This is a genomic window from Gordonia sp. JH63, from assembly GCF_009856645.1.
Classification (GTDB): Bacteria; Actinomycetota; Actinomycetes; order Mycobacteriales; family Mycobacteriaceae; genus Gordonia; species Gordonia hongkongensis.
Genome location: NZ_CP047235.1, coordinates 734,410 through 754,480, shown reverse-complemented (window position 1 = coordinate 754,480; position 20,071 = coordinate 734,410). Strand labels below are relative to the sequence as shown.

The window sequence follows — 20,071 nt, the reverse complement described above, 5'->3', positions numbered from 1 at the left end:
CGGACACAGCGGAGTCGATCGCGGTCCGATCATTCGGGCAGCAACTGATGACGGGTCGATCAGTCATGATGGTGTTGATGGTGATGATCGGCCGACGTGTTCGACCATCCGTGTGAGGCGAGCGGGACGTCGGCCACCACACCCTGCAGACGCAGTGCGGCGAGGGTGTCCTTCGCGGTCGTCGCGCTCGTCATCAGCGGCGTCGACACCTGGTCCGCCGAGACATCCAGCGGGGCATGCTGGTTGCCCAGCAGATAACCCAGCAACAGCATTCGCCGCGCACCGTCGGGTCCGCCGTTGGCATCGAAGTCGACGACGATGGCGGGCTCGGCAGCACGACGTACCACGGTGATGGTCTCGCCGTCGTCGGCCAGGACCGCTCCGTCGTCGAGAAAGGAACCTCGTGGGAGGCGGAGCCGCACCGTCGATCCCGATGCGGTCGTGAGCATCTGTCGATGCTTACGCGCGTCCCCCCAACCGATCTCGACGAGGTCGACTCGACGTCCGTGGAACTCTTCATCACACTCACGTCCCAGGAGGTGGGTCACTTCCCGTGCCTGCTCGGTGGATTCGGTGGTCATGGGGTGTCCTTTCAGATCAATCGCCTTGGGGGCGGTGCCAGCATCAACAATTCGGACCGGATTGACGCCAGACACACGGCGAGCGCCTCACGCATCGCGGGTGCTCTCGTGCCGAGCACGCGCACGATCGCACCACTCTCGCCCGGCAGTGCGCTGACGCCGCCGACCACATCCAACGCGTCGAGGGCCGATTGCAGTGCATTCTGTAATGCACCGGCACTTCTCGTGGGAGCTACTACCAGCAACGTAGCGCAGTAGTTCGCGCCGATCAGCCGCTCCGGCAGCGAACCGGCGTCGTCGACCCGCCCTTCGGGTCGACGAAACCGAAGCGCGTCCCGCGCAACGACCTCACCGTCGACCCGCACCGTGGTCCGGCAGACGAGAGACCGGTACCGGAACCGCTCCCCACGGCCGATCCGCCCGGAAGCGAGCATCTCCCATCCGACGAAGAGCCCCGAACCCCGGACGTCGATCTCGGTGTACTGAGCGAACCGGGAGTCGGCCTGCGGAATGATTTCGCGCGGAACGAACTCGACCACCGATCGATCTGTGACCCGGATCCGTTGGTGGTGGGTTGCCCCCGGTCCGTCGTGGCCGTCGAACACCTGGGTTGCCGCCTGGGACGTGAACAGGAGATGGCTGCCGGGGCCGGCCGCCACAGTCGTGTGCAACGAGTCGTCGGCGAAGATCCCGCCGGACGGATTCTGTACGCAGAGGTAGGCGATCCGTGGGTCGACGTCGACATACAGCGGTGTGGTGACCCGTTGCGGGTAGGCCTGCCGCAGATGCCGCACCCGGGTCCTTCCGCAGATATCGGCGACCACGTCGACATCGAGAACCCCCGGCTCGATCATGCCCTCGGTGGCGTGGGAAGCATTGCTCCCTTGACTATCTCGTCGGCCACCTCGACGACGCCCACCTGATGCCGTAGGTCGGTGAACAGTGTGGGTTTACTCGGCCGGGCAACCGAACAGTCGTGTCGCATGCGATCCAGGTCGGCTCCGACCATCTCGGCGAGATCGATCTTGTTCACCAGGAGCAGGTCAGCCTGCAGAAGGCCGATACCCTGCTTCCGCGGGATGTCGTCGCCGGCGGCGGTGTCGATGACGAAGATCCAGTAGTCGACGAGATCACTGCTGAATGTGGCAGCGAGATTGTCTCCGCCGGACTCGATCAGCACCGCGTCGAGGCCTGGGTAGGCAGCCGCCAGGTCATCCACGGCGGCCAGATTGACCGATGGGTCCTCGCGGATCGCGGTGTGCGGGCACGCACCGGTCTCGACGGCTCGGACCCGCGCGGGGTCGATGATGCCGCTGCGTCGTACACGCTGGGCGTCCTCGTCGGTCACCAGGTCATTGGTGATCACTGCGAGATCGACCCCGCGTTCTGTGAGGACGGGGACCAACGACTCGACCAGCCTGGTCTTGCCAGAGCCGACCGGTCCGCCGATTCCGATACGGATCGGATCCGAACTCATGCTCTCCTCCTATTTGAGCGTGTACCGGCGTCCGAGCGGGACGCTCGACATCGGTGTGCTCGTGCAGATCTCCCCGTTCACCACCACCCGGTAGGTATCGGGTTCGATGGAGATCTCGGGCAGGTGGTCGTTGTGGACGAAGTCCGCCTTGGTCAAGGCCCTCGATCCCGTGCAGCCGATCAGCGGGGTCTCGAGACCCAGTCGGTTCCCGAGGCCAGAGTCGAGGGCCGCGCGTGCGACGAAGTTGACCGACACGTCGGCCGGCGACTTGCCGAAAGCCGCCCATTGCGGGCGATACTTCAGCGGTTCGCAGGTCATCAACGAGGCGTTGGATTCGCCCATCACCGACCACGCCGGGAAGCCACCTTTGAACACGACTTCTGGACGGATACCGAAGAACTTCGGCTCCCACAGCACGACGTCGGCGAGCTTGCCGGGCTCCAACGATCCGACCTCGTGGTCGATGCCGAACATCTTCGCCGGATTCAACGTCAGCTTGGCGATGTAACGCAAGATGCGCTGATTGTCCGCGCCGGTACCGGCGTCGTCCGGCAACGGCCCACGCGTGGCGCGCATGTGCGAGGCGAGTTGCCATGTACGGGCGATGGTTTCGCCGATGCGGCCCATCCCTTGCGAGTCCGAGCCGATCGCGGAGATGGCGCCAAGATCGTGCAGGACGTCCTCGGCGGCGATCGTCTCTCGCCGGATACGCGACTCGGCGAAAGCCACATCCTCCGGTATCCGCGCATTGAGGTGATGGCACACCATGACCATGTCGAGATGTTCGTCGAAGGTGTTGAGCGTATACGGGTTGGTCGGATTCGTGGACGACGGAAGGCAATTCGGCTCACCCACGACCCGCATGATGTCCGGGGCGTGTCCACCGCCCGCACCTTCGGCGTGATAGGTGTGGATCGTGCGGCCACCGATTGCGCGCATGGTGTCCTCATAGAAGCCCGACTCGTTCAGGGTGTCACTGTGGATCTGCACCTGTAGGTCGAGTTCGTCGCCCGCGTCGAGCGAGGCGCGGATCGATGCCGGCGTCGCACCCCAGTCCTCGTGGATCTTGTATCCGATCGCACCGGCGAGTCCCTGCTCGATCAACGGTGCTGTGGATGCGGCACTTCCGTTCGCGATGAATCCGAAGTTCATCGGGAATGCCTCTGCTGCCCGAAGCATCCTTGCCAGATTATGTGGCCCCGAGCTGGTGATCCCCACCGTGACCGGACCCAGGCCCCCACCGATCATGGTGGTGATACCGCTCGAGATGGCTTCCTCGACCAGTCCGGCGCTGTCGAAGTGCACGTGGACGTCGATGGCTCCCGCGGTCGCGATCATGCCTTCACCCGAACGGATGTCGGTGCCGGCTCCGATCACCAGCTCGGCATCGACCCCATCCATGGTGGCGGGGTTGCCGGACTTGCCGATGCCGGCAATGCGCCCGTCCTTGATCCCGATGTCGGCCTTACGAATCCCCAGCACAGCATCGATGATGAGGACGTTCGTGATCACGAAGTCCAGTGCGCCTTCGGCATTCGTGATCGCATTGTGCACGGCCATGCCCTCACGCATGGTCTTGCCGCCGCCGAACACCGACTCGTCGCCGTATACGGTGGCGTCGGACTCCACGCGCGCCAGGAGTTCGGTGTCGGCCAGACGCACCCTGTCGCCGGTCGTCGGCCCGAACAGCTCCGCATAGTGCCTACGCGTCAGTCTCTGCACCATAGTCCCCTCCTGAAGTGGTCCTCCCGGTTACGTCTCCCGCGGACGTGTCCAGGAATCCCGCTGCGCGCAGGTCGCGTAGCGTCGCGGCGGGCAGCGCAACATCGGTTGGGCCGTTGGTCATGTCGTTGAGGCCGGTGATGACGCGCTCGCCGCCGAAGGCGACGAGTTCGACATCGTGCTCGGCCCCGGGCTCGAACCGGACAGCGGTGCCCGACGGGATGTCCAGACGCATCCCGAAGGCTTCCCGTCGATCGAACAGCAGCGCCCGGTTGGCCTCGAAGAAGTGGAAGTGCGAGCCGACCTGGACCGGTCGATCACCGGTGTTGACCACCGTGATCGCTGCCGTGTCCCGCCCGTCGTTGATCACGACGTCTTCGTCGACGAGCAGATACTCCCCGGGCGTGTGCTCGTCACCGGCCAGTCGCGTCGGCGCAGGGCCGGTTCCCGGCCGGATCGGGTCGTGAACGGTGACGAGCTTCTGGCCGTCGTCGAAGAATCCCTCCACCTGCACCGACCCCAGGAGGGCTGCGACCCCGGGGGCCACGTCGTCATCGGTGAGGAGCGACGCACCGAGTGCCGCCGCCTCCGAGACGCTGGCTCCCCCACGAGCGGCTTCCGCCACCTCGTCGGCGATGAGCGCACGCGCTTCCGGATACGTCAGTCGCAGTCCGCGAGACCGGCGTCTGCGTGAGAGCTCAGCTGCGAGGAAAAGCAGCAGCCGGTCCTCGTCCTTCGGTGTGAGATGCACAGGTGTTCCCTCTCAGATGGCCGACACGTCCGGGATCAGCGGGTCAGGCCCCGACGCCCTCAGCCCACGGATAACTGTCGAGGAAAGGGTCGGGTTCGATCGGTCCGTCAGAACTCCACACCACGTCGAACTGACCGTCGGCGGTCACTCGGCCGATCCGCGCCGTCTTGGTGACATGGTGGTTCTCGCCGTCGACGGTGACCAGTCCCTCGGGCGCTTCGTAACTGACGCCGGCCGCAGCAGCGGACACCTCTTCCGGTGTGAACGTATCCGCCTTCTCGACCATCTGCTTCCACAGGTGCACAGCGGTGTAGGCCGACTCCATCGGGTCCGAGGTCACACTCGACGACCCGAACCGCTCCTTGAAGGCGACAACGAACTCGTCGTTCACCGGATTGTCCAGTGACTGGTAGTAATTCCACGACGACAACTGACCGACGAGATTCTGGGCTCCGATGCTCCTGACCTCTTCCTCGCCGACGCACATCGACATGACCGGCATCGTCGATGCGTTCAGGCCGACGTTGTTGTACTCGCGGAAGAATGCGGCCAACGAGTCGCCGACAACCACATTGAACACGGCATCGGCGTCGGATCGACGGATCTTGTTGACGATCGTGGAGAAGTCGGTGGAGCCGAGCGGAGCGTAATCCTCACCGGCGATGGTCATTCCGTTCTCCTCCGCATAAGCACGCACAATCGCGTTCGAGGTGCGGGGGAAGACGTAGTCACTGCCCACGAGGTAGATCGACTTCACTCCTTGTTCGCGGAGGTAGTCCAGTGAGGGGATGATCTGCTGATTGGTCGTGGCACCCGTGTAGAAGATGTTCGGAGAGCTCTCCAGCCCCTCGTACTGCTGGCCGTAGTAGAGCAGCGCACCGGTGTCCTCGAACACGGGGAGCATCGCCTTCCGGCTGGCAGAGGTGTATCCGCCGAAAACTGCTGCGACACAGTCGCTCGCTACGAGCTTCTGGGCCTTCTGGGCGAAGATCGCGGGATCGGAGGCACCGTCCTCGGAGATCTGCCGCAGTTGCTTTCCGAGCACACCTCCGTCCGCGTTGATCTGCTCCACGGCGAGCGTGATGGCGTCATGGATCACGACTTCGCTCACTGCGGTACCACCGCTGAGCGAGTTGATCGATCCCACCGCGACCGAATCTCCGCTCGTATCGAGACAGTCGACGCGGCCTGCGGCGCTGTCACTGTCGGAAGCCGCACTCCCGCACGCGGACAGCATGACACCGGCCACCGCCACAGCGGTGATCGACATCGTCATGCGCCATCGGGAACGTTCACGTGAAGAGTCCGTGGTCATCGGTAACTCCTGGCTTGTCGGCCGGAGTTGCTGCTCCGGGCCGTCTGAGATCAATCGGTCACCGGCCGCACAGCGGTGTGCGACCCGTGCCTCGAATCTAAGGACCGAGACCTGCCGCGCGAATCGGGAGAATTCCCCATCTTTCCCACTTCGATTGTTAACTGCTGGTTTCTAGATCGACAACGAGTGTTGCGTCGCCGGCCTGATGTGAAACATCGCCGAAACGCGCTTGCGGAACAATGCAACCCATCGAATGATCATCGTCGGGGGGTTACGGAGAGCGCATGAGATCGTCGACCACCGGGCCCTATCATGAGGCACTGGGGAGCGCGGCCGACCTCAACACGCGTGCCGACGAACTGCTGTGCGCGCTCGGTGAGCGCGTGTCGTCGTCGGCAAGCGCGATCAGTCTGTGGGATCCGGTCGCGGGCCGGCACCTGACCCTCGCCAATCACGACTATCCCGATTCAGTCATGAGCCATTTCAACAGCTGGTTCGTCTCGAACGACCCGCTGTTCAAAGAGATGGAGAGAACCCGCTCCGGCGCGTTGCGCTGGCGTGACTTCCCCGGGTACCGACGGACCCACTCGGTCACCAACGTGTTCACCCCGGCCGGATTCGACGAGGGACTGTCCGCCCGCCTGGTCACCGCACAGGGCACTTATGCCGGGACCTTGCACGTCAATTCCGACGACCGCCGCTACCCCCGCGACGTGGACGTCACCGAGATCAACGAGCTCCGCAGCAGTGTCGCGTCGCTTCTCGACACGACGATGCGTCCGGTGATGGTGGCTGACTTCCTCTCTCCAGGGAGCCCCGCGTGGCTCATCGACAGGTCGGGAAACTGCCGGGCCCTGCACGATCAGCTCATACCAGATGTCGACCCCGAACTGCTCTCGATCGTCGCACGACTCGCCGGTACCGAGCGCAAGTTCCGATGGTGCGACCCCGGGGGAACCTGGCATCTGGTCCGGCTGCTCCCGGCGACGCCGCGATATCGGGCCGCCACCCCCGTGGCCCTGACCTTCGCCACGCCCGAGCCGCTCCCATTCGACCTCACCGGACGGGAGCTGGAGGTCCTCACCCTGGTGGCGAACGGTCTGACCTCGGCGCAGATCGCCGTTGCGCTCGTAATCAGCGCCAAGACAGTCGGCCGCCACATAGAGCATCTACTCGGCAAGACCGGGGTCGCCAACCGCGTCGGACTGGCAACGCTGGCGCATCAGCACGGTCTCCTCAGCGGACTCCAGATGCAACCTTGAATCGCCGGCGTGGTGTCGGAGGTACCCGGCCGGTCAGTCCGCGCGTGCCGCCGCGATGATCGCGGCGATGTCCTCGTCGCGCATCCCGAACCCGGCGAGGCGTCCGAGCGGTATCGACGCCATCATCCGTGCCATGTCGACGCCCAGGGCGTCGTCGGAGCTCGTCAGCGGGTTGTCCTCGAATCTGGACGCGAGCGCTTGCGCCGCAGCAGGATTCGCCAGGACCTCGCCGAAGGTCGAGTTCTCGTCGATCGCGAGGCGAACCTCGTCGCCCGCGATCTCGACGGTGGTGGTCAGCCGGATGTCCCGGCTCGACGCGCCGACCTCGACGCCGTACTCACCCGGTTCGACGATCCAGCGGTCGACGCGGGTGTCCCAGCAGGCCAGGTCGTTGCGGTCGATTGCGATCGAGATGGTCTGCGACTCACCTGGTTCGAGGCCGCGGGTGGTCGCGAAGCCCGTCAGCTCGCGCGGCGGTCGTCCGACTCGTGAGTCCGGCTTCGACGTGTAGACCTGGACGATGTCACGTCCGGCTCGAGAACCGGTGTTGGTCACCGTCACCCCGACGACCACTCCGTCGACGCCCGGATCATCGGATGCGACGGACAGATCCGAGTACTCGAAGGTCGTGTAGGACAATCCGTGCCCGAACGGGTAGGCGACCTCGATGTCCCGGGCGTCGTACCAGCGGTAGCCGACGAAGATGCCCTCGCCGTAGCGGATGTGCGAGTTCTCGTTCGGGAAATTCAGGTATGCCGGGGTGTCCTGCAACCTGACCGGCACGGTCTCGGTGAGCCGACCCGACGGGTTGACGACCCCGAAGAGCACGTCGGCGATGGCCCCGCCCCCGGCCTGGCCGAGGAGCGCGCCGTCGAGGATTGCAGGGGCCGCGGCGATCGATCCGAGGCGGAGGACGCCTCCGTGAGCGAGCACGACCACCGTTCGCGGTTGCACCGCCAGGATCGCGGTCAGCAACTCGACCTGGTCCGCCGGCAGTTCGATGTCGTCGCGGTCGAAGCCCTCCGACTCCTGTGCGGCCGCCAGTCCCAGGAACAGCACGGCGGCATCGGCGCCCGCCGCCGCGGCGAACGCGCCCGCCGTATCCACCCGCGAGCCGTCGGTGCTGAAACCCGGGGCGTAGGTCACCGTGCCGCCTGCTGCCCGGATCTCGTCCACCGGTACGTCGAGGCGCGTCGGGTTCACGTGCGAACTGCCGCCGCCCTGATAACGGGGGTCGTGCGCGAACGAGCCGACGACCGCGACGGAGCGTCCGGGGCTCAACGGGAGCAGATCGCCGTCGTTCTTGAGCAGGACGATGGACCGCGACGCGGCCTCGCGCGCGAGTCGGTGGTGGAGATCGAAGTCGACGACGGACCGGTTCGCCCGGCCCGCGGCGGCCCGCTCCGCGAGTTCCCGGACCGCCCGGGCCGACCGGTCCAGCGCCGCCTCGTCGAGGGTTCCGTTCCGGACCGCGTCCACGACCTGCGCGTCGGTGCGGTCCCCCGGGCCGGGCATCTCGAGATCCAGGCCGGCGGCGACCGCCCGAACGCGGTCGGCGACCGCACCCCAGTCGGAGACCACCACGCCGTCGTAGCCCCACTCACCCCGCAACAAGTCGGTGAGGAGCCACCGGTTCTCCGCCGCGTACGTGCCGTTGATGCGGTTGTAGGAGCACATCACGGTCCACGGGTTCGCCGTGCGGATGATGTGCGCGAAGGCGCGGAGGTAGATCTCCCGCATCGGGCGCGGGTCGACGTCCGAACTCGACCGCATCCGGTCGTCCTCGGCGTTGTTCAGCGCGAAGTGTTTGAGCGACGTGCCGACCCCGATGCTCTGTACGCCGCTCACCCACGCCGCGCCGAGCCGGCCCGTGACGAACGGATCCTCGGAGAAGTACTCGAAGTTGCGGCCGCACCGGGGATCTCGCTTGATGTTCACGCCCGGGCCGAGCAGCACGTCGACGTCGAGACCGCGTGCCTCGCGGCCGAGCGCTTCGCCGACACGACGGATCAGCTCGGTGTCCCAACTCTGGCCGAGTCCGACCGCGGGCGGGAAGCAGGTGGCGGGTTCGCTGCCGGCGAGGCCGAGGTGATCGGTGGCGCCGGTCTGTTTCCGGACCCCGTGCGGACCGTCCGTGAGTGTCAGCGCGGGAACGGAACCGACCGATTTGGTGGTCCAGAAATCGGCGCCGCTGCCCAACGCGGCCTTCTCGGTCGAGCTGAATTCACTCACTCCAAGACACTACCGACGATCGTCGGGCGGTCAGCTCGCTCCCGGGCAGTTCACGGTGTAGTCCCACTCCGTGTTCCGGTCCGGCCCGGTCACTCGAACCACGACCGAGGTGTCGCCACCGGGTGGAACCGTGATCCGGACACTGCCGGTTCCCTGGTTGATGTCGTCTCCGACGTAACCGGTGTTGTAGATCTGCCGGCCACCGTAGAACACCCGGATCTCGTCCGGGATGTCGTAGGTGTCGTAGTTCAGCGTGAAGCTCGTCGGGCCTCGCAGGCCGAGGATGTGCCGGGTCTCGGTGACACCGTAGCCGCCGGACTTGGTCTCGGAGTTGCACCGCTGGGTCGACGGCGGAGCCTGATTGCCCCCGAGACTCCCGAAATAGTCGAGGCCGCCCAGACCGTATTCCTCGAGACTGCCCCCGTCGACGCTTCCGCCGTCGAGGCTCCCGGACTCGAGTGGCGCGGCATCGGCGATCGCGGCCGGGACGACCGCAGCGGTCGCCGTCGCGGCCAGGATGAGGGCAGCTCGAACGAAAGTGGTTGTGCGCATCGATTTCTCCGGCAGTCGAGTCGTTTCGGGGGTGGTTCCGACGCTAACGCGACCTGCCATCCGCGGATATCCCCTCATCGGGTGAAAGCACGACGACCAGATGACACCCGTGCGGGTGACACCTCGCTGCCACAGCGTCTCGGGCGGCCAGCCCCTACGTCAGATAACGGTCCCGGAGCGCCTTCTGGTCCGCGGCACCCAGACCCAACGCCTCGCCGAAGTAACCCTCGATTCCGCCGTACCGCTTGTCCACCTCGCCGAACGCGGCGTCGAGATAGCCGGAGTCGACGCCCAGCACGCCGACGAGCAGCTCGGGATCGCCCCCGGCGGCGGCGAACCCGTCGAAGATGGGTGTGAGCGACGGGATCAGACGTTCATTGGTGAGCAGGTAGTCGCGATAGACGTCGTCCTTCGGCACCCCGAGCAGTGTCAGCAGAGACGCTGCGGCCCAACCTGTTCGGTCCTTGCCGGTGGTGCAGTGCATGAGGGCCGGCGTCGAGCCGTCGATCAGTCCACGAAACAGCTGCGTGTACGACGCCGTCGCACTGGGCAGGGTGATCATCTCGCGATAGGTCCCGCAGATCATCTCGCGCGCCTTGCCGCCGGACAGCATCTCGTCGGCCTGCGCGACGACGGCGGGATCGGCGAGGACAGCACCGATGTTGGCGGGAATCGACATCTGCGCATCGGCGAGGACATCGAGTGCGATGTTCGACGCGCCGGGCAGGACGGGGTCGGGGATGGCCTCGCTCTCGTGCGCCGATCTCAGGTCGTAGACGGTCTTCAGGCCGAGCGACTCGAGCGCGGAGACGTCGGCGGCGTCGAGCGCGGAGAAATCCGTGGACCGGTACAGCACGCCGGATCGAACCGTCTGCCCGTCCCCGGTCCGCCAGCCGCCGAGATCGCGGAGGTTGGGCATGCTGGAGATGGGGCTGGGCGCGCCGGGGGTCGCAGTCACGGTCACATCGTGACAGATTGTGCGGCGGTCAGTCGGTGAGCGCGCTTTCGAGCATCGGCCACGACTTCACGAGCTGGTCCTGCCAGTAGGGCCAGGCGTGCGTCCCCGGTGCATAGTCGACGGTCGCGGGAATGCCGAGTTGCTTGAGTCGACGGGCGAGATTGAGCGTGCACTGGTGGGTGGCGGCCTCGATGGCGCCGCCGACCGCGATCTGGTCGATGTAGATCGTGGTCTTCCCGTCGATTCCCTGGCCCTGCAACCGGTCGTGCGGTCCGGGGACCCCCGTGCCGGTGCTGATGTAGATCGCCTTGCCGCGCAGCTTGTAGGCGTTGACGACCGGGTCGTGCGCCCGCCACCCCGGGGAGCCGACCGGGCCCCAGATGTTGGCGATGTCGCCACCGCCGCGTCCTTCGACGACCGCGCGGATGGCGAGTCGGCCGAGATTCGTACTCGTCTCCGCACAACCGCTGTAGGAGGCGACCGCGCGGTAGAGCTGAGGTGCGGCTTGGGCAAGACTCAGCGACGACGTTCCCGCCATGGAGATCCCCGCGATCGCATTCACGCCGGTGGTGTTCAGCTTCCGATCGATGAGCGGCGGTAATTCGCTGGTCAGAAACGTTGTCCATTTGTTTCGCCCCAGCACCGGGTCGACTTTCACCCAGTCGGTGTAATAGCTGTACGCGCCGCGCATCGGCACGACGACATTCACATTCTTGTCGGCGACGAAATCGACGATGTCGGTTTGCTCGAACCAGTGTCCGGTACCCTCTCCGCCACCCGCGCCATTCAGCAGATACAGCGTCGGTCGGGGCACCGAGCGGTCGGCGGGCACGAGAACCCGGACCGGTACGTGACGTTTCATCGACGGCGAATACACCGACAGGTCCAAGACCCGGCCATCGGCGACAGCGCGGGCCAGCGCCTTCGCCCGGGACGAGGAATCTCCCGAGTCAGCGCCGGCGAACGACGGAAACGCAAGCGCGACAACGAGTACAACAATCGAGACCGTTGTGGCGACCAGGCGTCGGCGGAACTGACCACCCACTGCGGACATCACAGTCCCTTCACATCACTACATGCTCACATCACTACCGCGCCGCCGTCTCGACAACGGAATTCACACACGCAGATATCGATCCGAATACGTTTCACCATACGCACCGGAGACGGCCCCGTCCGGATTACCACGGCCGGGGCCATCGCTGTTCACCTCGCGATTGCGCACACCATCGTCATTATTGGAGGCGATTTCACGATGACTAATCCCGGCCGGTCGAGACGTCGTGCTCCTGAACAGCTGATCTCGTGCGAGTGCGCCGGCCGGACTCGTCTCTGCCGTCGAAAACGACCGGCCACTTCGAAAGGCGCAGGGAACGCATTCACCGACCACCCGGTGCCAGATTCGGCCGATCGGACTACAACCGGACCGCCTCTGATCGCACCGACACCGGAAACATCATGCGTGGATTCTGGAGCAGCGCCGGCGGGGCGACGGCCGACCGCTCGAGGGTGCCAGTCCAGCGGACCCGACGCCGATGCGGGGTGAGCGCCCTGCCGCGGCGGGAGAACTCGTACTCGCCGATCAACGTCCCCAGGGGCAGCACGTCCGGATCGGTGGGGTCGACGACGGCGACCTCGTCCCCCACCCGCAGATCGGAGACGAACGACGCGAGCACGCGGAGGTCCTTGCCCGGCCGCCGCCCGGGACTTCGCTCCTTCAGCAACACGCGCAGGCCGGTCTCGGTGCCCACCGACGCGTCGGCGTCGATGCCGGATTCGACGCCCAATCCGACGATCTGCCGCCGTCGGAACTGAGCGAACTGTTCGTCGGATCCGGCCCGGATGATCCACACGGAGCGGGTCGGTTCGTCCAGATCGTGCGCGTCGGTGGCCGGCGGCTCCGGCCAGAAGTACGGCATCTCGTCGTCGATGTCGACGTCGGCGAACACGGAGCCGTAGAAGTCCGGCGCCTTGCGGAGCAGCGCCGAACGGTGACTGCGATGGAGTCGGTCGTCGCCGAGCCACGCGGGCATCAGACCCTGCGCGGTCAGCTCGGCTTGGGACGCACCCACCACCTCGGGCGCAAACTCGGCGATCATCGGAGCAGTAGTGTCCGCACGACCGCCGCCGGTCCACACGTCGACGAAAGCGAGCCCGTAGGCGACCAACGCCGGGGTGTGCCCGCGCCACATCGTGACCGCGGGATGGCTGGCCCAGCCGTAATCGAAGAGTTCGAGCGCCCGCAGGATCTGCAACGTCTCCACGCGCTGCTTACCGAGGCGCGCGGGGTCCAGGACCTCGGCGGAGCGTCGGAAGTCCGGGTACGGCAGGAACGTCTGCATGGCGCCCGCTTACCCACTTCGGACGGGCGCTCACACCCGGCGGAGCTCCGCGCGGCGCCGAACTCAGAGTTGTCAGCTGCTACCGAAGATCGGCGATCCCGGCCCCGGCGTCACACCAGGACCGGCTCAACCAGCGGCGGGTGCGATCTACTGCCGCACAACGTGGACCCAGGTCACCTCAGTGGCTTCGACTCGGCTCCTCGCTTCGCTCGTCACCGGCTCAACCAGCGGTGGGTGCGATCCACTGCCGCACAACGTGGACCGAGGTCACCTCGGTGGCTTCGACTCGGCTCCTCGCTTCGCTCCTCACCGGCTCATAGCTCCTATGTCAAGCGGCGGCGGGTGTTGGGTTGTCGGCTTTGCGGGTGCGGGCGTGGTGGTCGGTGGTGAGGTGGTTGTAGACGACGCGGGTGAGGCGGCGTTTGAGGCAGCGCATCGCCTCGCGAGGGGTCTTGTTTTCGGCCTTCTTCTTCTCGTAATAGGCGTGGCCGAGGGTGTCGGGCATGCGTGCCTGGGTCAGCGCGATGCGGTGGATCGCGGCATTGATCTGGCGGTTGCCCGACCGGGTGAGTCGATGGCGTCCGGGGTTGGCCGACCACACCGGCACTGGGGCGATTCCCGCGTGGCGGGCGAACTGGGCCTCCCCGGGGAAGCGGGTGATGTCGGCGGATTCGCCGAGGAGTTTCGCGGCGCTGAGCGCGCCACAGCCGGGCATCGCCAACAGGGTGGGCACCGCGTCGGAAACCTTCTTGGTGATCTCCTTTTCGACCTCATTGATCTCCACGGTCAGGTCGTAGATGGCGGCGACTTCCTTGCCTGCCAGGCGGGCATCGACACTGCTGTGAGGCTCCAGCCAGGTTTGCAGCGCTTTCTGATGCTTCTTCGCCGTCAACCCACCCTTTTTGATGTGGTACTCGGGATCGAGTTGATGCACCCGCCACAACACCCGGTTGATCTTCGAGGTTCGTTCGCGCACAAGGCAATCCCGATAGTCCACGAGGGCTTTCATCTCGTAGGACACGGCATCGTGAGACGCCACCGGAAGGTCGGGTTCGCGTGCAGCGGCCCGAGCCACAGCCAACGCGTCGATCGGATCGGACTTGCCGCGTTCACGTCCGGTACGCCGATGTTCGGCCATCAAGTGCGGCGCTACCCGCACCACCTTCTGATCCGCGCCCAGCAGGTCGCGTTCGAGCCGGGCCGACATGTTGCGGCAGTCCTCGATGGCCCACAACACCTCGGTACCGAAACGAGCGTGAGCCCACTGCATGGCTGTGCGGTGACCGGCCGTCGTGGCCGGCACCACCGTGGATCCGAGTTGTTTACCGACGGCGTCGACCGCGACGAAGGTGTGTGTGCGCTTGTGCACATCGGCACCGATAACGATCATGGGAGATGCCTTCCTGTCAGAGTGGAGTGGCGACAGTCGGGCCGGTCGGCGGACACATCTCAGTCGGGGCGATGCCACGCTCCTATCAAGTCACGCCGGCCGGTCCTGACACACCAGGCATCGGCACAATGAGCCAACACCAGCCCAATACAGCCAGGGGCGGTAACCAGCGGTAGAGCCAGATGCCTGATGGTCAGAACCCAACCACCACCGAAGTGGCTAGACAACCCTGACACTGAAACCAGCGGTGGGTGCGATCTACTGCCGCGCAGCGTCAGCCGAAGCCCGCGATGGCCTCGAGGAGGTGATCGACGCTCGGACTTCGGGGCTCAGTCGGATGCGGAGTCCGACGCGTCGGTCCCGACCTCCGGCACCGCACACACGCCGTCGACGCAGACCGCCGCGTCGTCGTCGCCGATCATCTCGAAGGGCACCACCGGGTCAGACACGATCGGGCTCCTCGGCGCGGACCTTGTCGAGGGCCTGCGCGAAGGTTTCCGGCGCCTGGGCTCCGGAGATGCCGTACTTGCCGTTGATCACGAAGAAGGGAACCCCGCTGATCCCGTATGCACGGGCTTGGTCGATGTCGGCTTCGACGGCCGCGGCGTACTCGCCCGACTCGAGCGCGGCCAGCACGGCGTCGCGATCGAGACCGACATCGGCCGCCAGATCGGCGAGTTCGTCGGCGCGGCCGACGTGGCGCCCCTGCTCGAAGTACGCCTGGAACAGACGCTCGGCCAGATCCGCCTGTCGGCCATGCGCTTTCGCGAAGTGCAGGGCCTCATGCGCTTTCAGGGTCTTGGTGTGCTGCAGCCGGTCGAAGTCGTAGTCGAGACCGACCTCGGCGGCGATCCCGCGGACCTGGTCGAGCATCCTCCGGACCTGATCGGCCGGCATGCCCTTGTGCCGGACGAGGAAGTCGACCTCTGAACCGTCGAAGTCGACCGGCGTATCCGGTGCGAGCTCGAAGCTGTGGTAGGTCACTTCGACGTCGTCGCGTCCGTCGAACTCGGCGAGGCCCGCCTCGAACTTGCGTTTGCCGATGTAGCACCAGGGGCAGGCGATGTCGGACCAGATGTCGACGGTGATGGGAGCGCTCATTGCCCTCTCAACACCTCGCGGATCGAGAACGTTCCCGGAGTGCGTCACACCCGATCAGCCGCCCCAGGCGCGTCGAGCAGGTCGTCGAGATGCGTTCGCGACCAGTCGCACAGGCCGTGGACCGTCGAGACGAGGTCGCGGCCGGCGTCCGTCAGGGTGTAGTCCACCCGCGGATTCGCGCTGCGATGGTCGTGCCGATGGATCAGGCCGTGCGCCTCGAGATCGCGCAGCGTCTGGGTGAGCACCTTGTCGCTGATCGTCCCGATCGATCGCTTCAACTCACGAAACCGGCGGGGTCGCTGCCGGATCTCCTCGAGGACGGTCAGACCCCATTTCGTCGACACGACGGTGAACACCGACCGCGCGAGGTGCCGGGCGCGCTCTTCGGCCTCGGACGACGGCGCGGCGTCCCCGCTCACATCGAAGTGCGTACTGCCGCTCATCCGCCTGCGCTCCTAGCGTGGGGTCGATGCGAGTGCTGAAGACCTACGCCAGGATATTCGTCGCCGACCTCGACGAGTCGCTTCCGCTGTACGAGACGATCGTCGGTGCATCGGCCGATCTCCGATTCGCTTTCGAGAGGGCCGAACTCGCCGCCGTCGGCGACTTCCTCCTCATCGCGGGAGCCGACGACGACGTCGAGGCCTACCGGTCGACCGTCGGACCGGTCATCGTCGACGATCTCGACGCCTTGATCTCGCAGGTCAGCGGCGGAGCCGGATCCGAGAGCGCGACTGGACGATTCGCCTACCTTCGCCATCCCGACGGTGCGGTCCTCGAGTATGTCCAGTGGTCGCGGGAAGTCGCCGAAGCCGTGCTCGGAACGCCGAAGGCCGGCCACCCGCTTGGGTGACCGGCCTTCGGTTGGTGCTGCGTGAGTGGACGCAGGGATCTGATCAGGAGATCAGAAGCCCATCCCGCCCATCTCGTCGCCACCCGGCATGGCCGGTGCGGCGTTCTTCTCGGGCTTGTCGGCGACGACGGCCTCGGTGGTGAGGAACAGAGCCGCGATCGAGGCTGCGTTCTGCAGCGCCGAGCGGGTGACCTTCACCGGGTCGTTGATGCCGGCCTTGAGCAGGTCCTCGTACACACCGGTGGCGGCGTTGAGGCCGGTGCCGGTGGGCGAGTTGAGGACCTTGTCGGCGACGACGCCCGGCTCGAGGCCGGCGTTGATCGCGATCTGCTTGGCCGGAGCCGACAGGGCGACCTTGACGATGTTGGCGCCGGTGGCCTCGTCACCATCGAGCGAGAGTGCGTCGATGGCCGGCTCCGACTGCAGCAGGGCCACGCCACCGCCGGCGACGATGCCCTCTTCGACGGCAGCCTTCGCGTTGCGGACGGCGTCCTCGATGCGGTGCTTGCGCTCCTTGAGCTCGACCTCGGTGGCCGCGCCCGCCTTGATGACCGCAACACCGCCGGCCAGCTTGGCCAGACGCTCCTGCAGCTTCTCGCGGTCGTAGTCGGAGTCGCTGTTCTCGATCTCGCCGCGGATCTGGGCGACACGACCGGCGATGGCGTCGGGATCGCCCGCGCCCTCGACGATGGTGGTCTCGTCCTTGGTCACGACGACCTTGCGAGCGGTACCGAGCAGCTCGATGCCCGCGCCCTCGAGCGAGAGGCCGACCTCTTCGCTGATGACCTCGCCACCGGTGAGGATGGCGATGTCGGCCAGCATGGCCTTGCGGCGGTCACCGAAGCCCGGGGCCTTGACGGCGACGGACTTGAAGGTGCCCTTGAGCTTGTTGACGACGAGGGTCGAGAGAGCTTCGCCCTCGACGTCCTCGGCGATGATCAGCAGCGGCTTGCCGGCCTGGATGACCTTCTCCAGCAGCGGCAGCAGGTCCTTGATGGTCGAGACCTTGCCCGAGACCAGCAGGATGTACGGGTCGTCGAGGACGGCTTCCTGGCGGTCGGCGTCGGTGACGAAGTAACCCGAGATGTAGCCCTTGTCGAAGCGCATGCCCTCGGTGAGCTCGAGCTGCAGGCCGAAGGTGTTGGACTCCTCGACCGTGATGACGCCTTCCTTGCCGACCTTGTCCATCGCCTCGGCGATGAGCTCGCCGATCGAGGCGTCGCCGGCCGAGATACCGGCGGTGGCAGCGATCTGCTCCTTGGTCTCGACCTCCTTGGCGCTCTTCAGCAGCGACTCGGTGACGGCCTCGACGGCCTTCTCGATGCCGCGCTTCAGACCCAGCGGGTTGGCGCCGGCGGCGACGTTGCGCAGACCCTCACGGACGAGAGCCTGGGCGAGAACGGTGGCGGTGGTGGTGCCGTCGCCCGCGACATCGTCGGTCTTCTTGGCGACTTCCTTGACCAGCTCGGCGCCGATCTTCTCGTACGGGTCCTCCAGCTCGATCTCCTTGGCGATGGACACACCATCGTTGGTGATCGTGGGGGCGCCCCACTTCTTCTCCAGGACGACGTTGCGACCCTTGGGTCCCAACGTCACCTTGACGGCGTCGGCAAGGCTGTTGAGGCCCCGCTCGAGGCCGCGACGGGCCTCTTCGTCGAACGCAATTTGCTTGGCCATGGGTAAGTGATCCTCCGAAGGGGGTGACACTAGGTTCGTATGGCCGGAACTCGGTGCCCGCGACGGACGACCGGTGTGTCATTCGGTACCGGCCTCACCGTCCCGACCTGGCACTCACAGCTCGCGAGTGCCAACCTCGTTTTTAGCACTCGACCAGTGCGAGTGCAAGGCTGGATCAGGTGTCCCGGTCGGCTGCGTGGTCGGCCGCCGCGACGCTGACTACGTTGAGGACATGTCACTCGCCTTCAGGGAGTTCAGGTTCGGGGTCAACATGCTCGCGGCCGACACCGCGTCGTCGTGGCAGACGCGTGCCCGATCGGTCGAGGAACTCGGCTACGACGTCCTGCTCGTCCCCGACCACTTGGGCATCCCGAGCCCGTGGCCGGCACTGGCCGTCGCGGCCACCGCGACGCAGCGCCTGCGCGTCGGCCCGTTCGTCCTCAACGCCGCGTTCACCAACCCCGCGCTGCTCGCCCGGGACGCCGCCACCGTCGACCGGTTGTCCGACGGCCGCGTGGAACTCGGACTGGGCACCGGCTACGCCCGGGAGGAGTTCGACGCAGCGGGGATCGAATACCGGTCCGCGGGCCGGCGCGTCGATCACCTGTCGGCGACCGCCGCCCGCGTGACAGAGCTGCTCGCCGACGAGGATCATCAGCCCCGACCCGTGCAGCCGAGGATTCCGCTCCTGCTCGCCGGCAACGGCGACCGCGTGCTGACGATGGCCGCCGAACACGCCGACATCGTCGGGTTCACCGCGGCCCGAACGGGACCCGACGGCGATCTGGAACCGCTGTCCGCCGGCGATTTCGACGAACGGGTGGGCTTCGCACGCGCCGCCGCCGGGGACCGCGCCGTCGAGGTGGAGTGGAACCTCCTGCTACAGATCGTCACCGTGACCGATGATCCGACGGCGGTGGCCGACGAGCTTCTCGCGAAGCACGAACTGTCGATGAGCGCTCAGGAGTTCCTGGGCCTGCCGTCGGTGCTCATCGGATCGGTCTCCGACATCGCCGCCCGCCTCGTCGACCTCCGGGAGCGGACCGGGATCAGCTATCTCACCGTGCTCGAACCCGCGCTCGAGGTGTTCGCCCCGGTGATCGCGGAGCTGCACGCCGTCGACGCCGGAGGGCGGTGAGGCGGTCACGGTCATTCGCACCCCCGACGACCGACGTCCCGCAAGCTGCCGGTCGACTAGGGTCTGAACCGTGGAATTCCTGCTGATCATCATCGTGGCGCTGCTGGCGATCATCGCGGTGGTCGTCATCTTCAACTTCCTGGGCAATCGGCGGGCCCGGCAGGCCGAGCAGGACGCCCTGCGTGAGCGGACCTATCGCCCCGGCGATCCGTTCTCGTCGGCCGACGACGATTCCGTCTACGGCGACCCCCGCGATCTCAAACCCGGCGACCTCGTCGAACTGCGCGGTCAGACCTACGCGGTCCGGGGCACCCTGCGCCTGACGCAGGACGGCTACACCTGGACCGAGAACTTCCTCGACACCGGTGTCGGGTCCAAGGCCTGGATATCGGTCGAGGACGATCCCGACCTCGAGGTCGTGCTGTGGCACGAGGTACCCGGTGCCGCCGTCACCCCCGGCCCCGACACCGTGGAGCTCGAGGGGCGTCGATACCAGTCGGAGGAGGCGGGCTCGGCGCGTTTCACCTCCGCGGGGACCACCGGCGTCGCGACCTCGGGCCGGATGGCCTATCACGACTACCAGGCCGGCGACGACCGTCTGTCCTTCGAGGACTACGGCAGCGGCTGGGAATGCGCCCGCGGCGAACTGTTGTCCCGCGCGGACTACCGCATCTACCCCACCAACCCGGCTCCGGAAACACCCTGACGGGGGCCCCGACG

The 20,071-nt window shown here is 66.4% G+C and carries 19 protein-coding genes; 4 read left to right on the top strand and 15 right to left on the bottom strand.

The window, feature by feature from the left end; translation table 11 throughout:
- Positions 1-59: 59 nt before the first annotated feature.
- The 6 genes from GR168_RS03400 to urtA are packed head-to-tail and all read right to left on the bottom strand — an operon-like array spanning position 60 to position 5,807.
- Positions 60-581, bottom strand: a complete 522-nt coding sequence (locus GR168_RS03400; RefSeq protein WP_159370029.1) for an urease accessory protein UreE — start codon at positions 579-581, stop codon at positions 60-62.
- 11 nt (positions 582-592) lie between these two features.
- The gene (locus GR168_RS03395; protein ID WP_159370028.1) at positions 593-1,435 is read right to left on the bottom strand and encodes an urease accessory protein UreD; all 843 of its coding nucleotides are present in this window, start codon (positions 1,433-1,435) and stop codon (positions 593-595) included.
- Positions 1,432-2,058 carry an urease accessory protein UreG gene (ureG, locus tag GR168_RS03390; protein WP_159370027.1) on the bottom strand — a complete coding sequence of 209 codons (627 nt, stop codon included), beginning with the start codon at positions 2,056-2,058 and terminating at the stop codon, positions 1,432-1,434. The genes GR168_RS03395 and ureG overlap by 4 nt, the downstream gene beginning before the upstream one ends.
- A gap of 9 nt (positions 2,059-2,067) precedes the next feature.
- Positions 2,068-3,783 (bottom strand): urease subunit alpha, encoded by a 1,716-nt coding sequence (gene ureC / locus GR168_RS03385; protein ID WP_159370026.1) that lies wholly within the window; start codon positions 3,781-3,783, stop codon positions 2,068-2,070.
- Positions 3,761-4,531 (bottom strand): urease subunit beta, encoded by a 771-nt coding sequence (gene ureB / locus GR168_RS03380; RefSeq protein WP_137808558.1) that lies wholly within the window; start codon positions 4,529-4,531, stop codon positions 3,761-3,763. Before ureB ends, ureC begins: the two co-directional genes overlap by 23 nt.
- Before the next feature lie 43 nt (positions 4,532-4,574).
- A complete protein-coding gene (gene urtA / locus GR168_RS03375) occupies positions 4,575-5,807 on the bottom strand; it encodes an urea ABC transporter substrate-binding protein (protein ID WP_343213058.1) in 1,233 nt (410 codons plus the stop codon).
- A 323-nt stretch (positions 5,808-6,130) separates the two neighbouring features.
- On the opposite strand from urtA, the gene GR168_RS03370 reads away from it, so the two are divergent.
- Positions 6,131-7,108 (top strand): LuxR C-terminal-related transcriptional regulator, encoded by a 978-nt coding sequence (locus tag GR168_RS03370; RefSeq protein ID WP_058251311.1) that lies wholly within the window; start codon positions 6,131-6,133, stop codon positions 7,106-7,108.
- 33 nt (positions 7,109-7,141) lie between these two features.
- Here GR168_RS03370 and GR168_RS03365 read toward each other — a convergent pair whose 3' ends face one another.
- From GR168_RS03365 to GR168_RS03330, 8 genes are all read right to left on the bottom strand, one after another.
- Positions 7,142-9,340: a glycoside hydrolase family 3 C-terminal domain-containing protein gene (locus tag GR168_RS03365; protein WP_159370025.1), complete on the bottom strand. Its 2,199-nt coding sequence runs from the start codon at positions 9,338-9,340 to the stop codon at positions 7,142-7,144.
- A gap of 30 nt (positions 9,341-9,370) precedes the next feature.
- Positions 9,371-9,892 (bottom strand): hypothetical protein, encoded by a 522-nt coding sequence (locus tag GR168_RS03360; RefSeq protein ID WP_171011521.1) that lies wholly within the window; start codon positions 9,890-9,892, stop codon positions 9,371-9,373.
- A gap of 154 nt (positions 9,893-10,046) precedes the next feature.
- Positions 10,047-10,850 carry a tyrosine-protein phosphatase gene (locus GR168_RS03355; protein ID WP_203235890.1) on the bottom strand — a complete coding sequence of 268 codons (804 nt, stop codon included), beginning with the start codon at positions 10,848-10,850 and terminating at the stop codon, positions 10,047-10,049.
- Between the two features lie 28 nt (positions 10,851-10,878).
- Entirely contained in the window at positions 10,879-11,904 is a 1,026-nt protein-coding gene (locus GR168_RS03350; RefSeq protein WP_159370023.1) for an alpha/beta hydrolase family protein, read from the bottom strand.
- A gap of 361 nt (positions 11,905-12,265) precedes the next feature.
- A complete protein-coding gene (locus tag GR168_RS03345; RefSeq protein WP_159370022.1) occupies positions 12,266-13,192 on the bottom strand; it encodes an MSMEG_6728 family protein in 927 nt (308 codons plus the stop codon).
- Positions 13,193-13,520: 328 nt separating this feature from the next.
- Positions 13,521-14,582, bottom strand: a complete 1,062-nt coding sequence (locus GR168_RS03340; RefSeq protein ID WP_159370021.1) for an IS110 family transposase — start codon at positions 14,580-14,582, stop codon at positions 13,521-13,523.
- A gap of 441 nt (positions 14,583-15,023) precedes the next feature.
- Positions 15,024-15,683, bottom strand: a complete 660-nt coding sequence (locus GR168_RS03335) for a DsbA family oxidoreductase (protein WP_159370020.1) — start codon at positions 15,681-15,683, stop codon at positions 15,024-15,026.
- Between the two features lie 44 nt (positions 15,684-15,727).
- Positions 15,728-16,126 carry a helix-turn-helix domain-containing protein gene (locus tag GR168_RS03330; RefSeq protein WP_159370019.1) on the bottom strand — a complete coding sequence of 133 codons (399 nt, stop codon included), beginning with the start codon at positions 16,124-16,126 and terminating at the stop codon, positions 15,728-15,730.
- 26 nt (positions 16,127-16,152) lie between these two features.
- On the opposite strand from GR168_RS03330, the gene GR168_RS03325 reads away from it, so the two are divergent.
- A complete protein-coding gene (locus tag GR168_RS03325; protein WP_159370018.1) occupies positions 16,153-16,536 on the top strand; it encodes a VOC family protein in 384 nt (127 codons plus the stop codon).
- Positions 16,537-16,587: 51 nt separating this feature from the next.
- Here GR168_RS03325 and groL read toward each other — a convergent pair whose 3' ends face one another.
- Positions 16,588-18,213 carry a chaperonin GroEL gene (gene groL, locus GR168_RS03320; protein WP_159370017.1) on the bottom strand — a complete coding sequence of 542 codons (1,626 nt, stop codon included), beginning with the start codon at positions 18,211-18,213 and terminating at the stop codon, positions 16,588-16,590.
- A 232-nt stretch (positions 18,214-18,445) separates the two neighbouring features.
- Here groL and GR168_RS03315 point away from each other — a divergent pair, with 232 nt between their 5' ends.
- Together GR168_RS03315 and GR168_RS03310 are read left to right on the top strand one after the other, a co-directional pair.
- Positions 18,446-19,351, top strand: coding sequence for a TIGR03621 family F420-dependent LLM class oxidoreductase (locus GR168_RS03315; RefSeq protein WP_159370016.1), 906 nt, complete (start codon positions 18,446-18,448; stop codon positions 19,349-19,351).
- Positions 19,352-19,421: 70 nt separating this feature from the next.
- The gene (locus GR168_RS03310) at positions 19,422-20,057 is read left to right on the top strand and encodes a DUF4178 domain-containing protein (protein ID WP_068970516.1); all 636 of its coding nucleotides are present in this window, start codon (positions 19,422-19,424) and stop codon (positions 20,055-20,057) included.
- Positions 20,058-20,071 lie beyond the last annotated feature (14 nt).

Coding starts and splice junctions, on each gene's coding strand:
- GR168_RS03400 (WP_159370029.1), bottom strand. CDS start 581: ATGACCACCGAATCCACCGAGCAGGCACGGGAAGTGACCCACCTCCTG.
- GR168_RS03395 (WP_159370028.1), bottom strand. CDS start 1,435: ATGATCGAGCCGGGGGTTCTCGATGTCGACGTGGTCGCCGATATCTGC.
- ureG (WP_159370027.1), bottom strand. CDS start 2,058: ATGAGTTCGGATCCGATCCGTATCGGAATCGGCGGACCGGTCGGCTCT.
- ureC (WP_159370026.1), bottom strand. CDS start 3,783: ATGGTGCAGAGACTGACGCGTAGGCACTATGCGGAGCTGTTCGGGCCG.
- urtA (WP_343213058.1), bottom strand. CDS start 5,807: ATGACGATGTCGATCACCGCTGTGGCGGTGGCCGGTGTCATGCTGTCC.
- GR168_RS03370 (WP_058251311.1), top strand. CDS start 6,131: ATGAGATCGTCGACCACCGGGCCCTATCATGAGGCACTGGGGAGCGCG.
- GR168_RS03360 (WP_171011521.1), bottom strand. CDS start 9,892: ATGCGCACAACCACTTTCGTTCGAGCTGCCCTCATCCTGGCCGCGACG.
- GR168_RS03350 (WP_159370023.1), bottom strand. CDS start 11,904: ATGTCCGCAGTGGGTGGTCAGTTCCGCCGACGCCTGGTCGCCACAACG.
- GR168_RS03345 (WP_159370022.1), bottom strand. CDS start 13,192: ATGCAGACGTTCCTGCCGTACCCGGACTTCCGACGCTCCGCCGAGGTC.
- GR168_RS03340 (WP_159370021.1), bottom strand. CDS start 14,582: ATGATCGTTATCGGTGCCGATGTGCACAAGCGCACACACACCTTCGTC.
- GR168_RS03335 (WP_159370020.1), bottom strand. CDS start 15,683: ATGAGCGCTCCCATCACCGTCGACATCTGGTCCGACATCGCCTGCCCC.
- GR168_RS03330 (WP_159370019.1), bottom strand. CDS start 16,126: ATGAGCGGCAGTACGCACTTCGATGTGAGCGGGGACGCCGCGCCGTCG.
- GR168_RS03325 (WP_159370018.1), top strand. CDS start 16,153: ATGCGAGTGCTGAAGACCTACGCCAGGATATTCGTCGCCGACCTCGAC.
- groL (WP_159370017.1), bottom strand. CDS start 18,213: ATGGCCAAGCAAATTGCGTTCGACGAAGAGGCCCGTCGCGGCCTCGAG.
- GR168_RS03315 (WP_159370016.1), top strand. CDS start 18,446: ATGTCACTCGCCTTCAGGGAGTTCAGGTTCGGGGTCAACATGCTCGCG.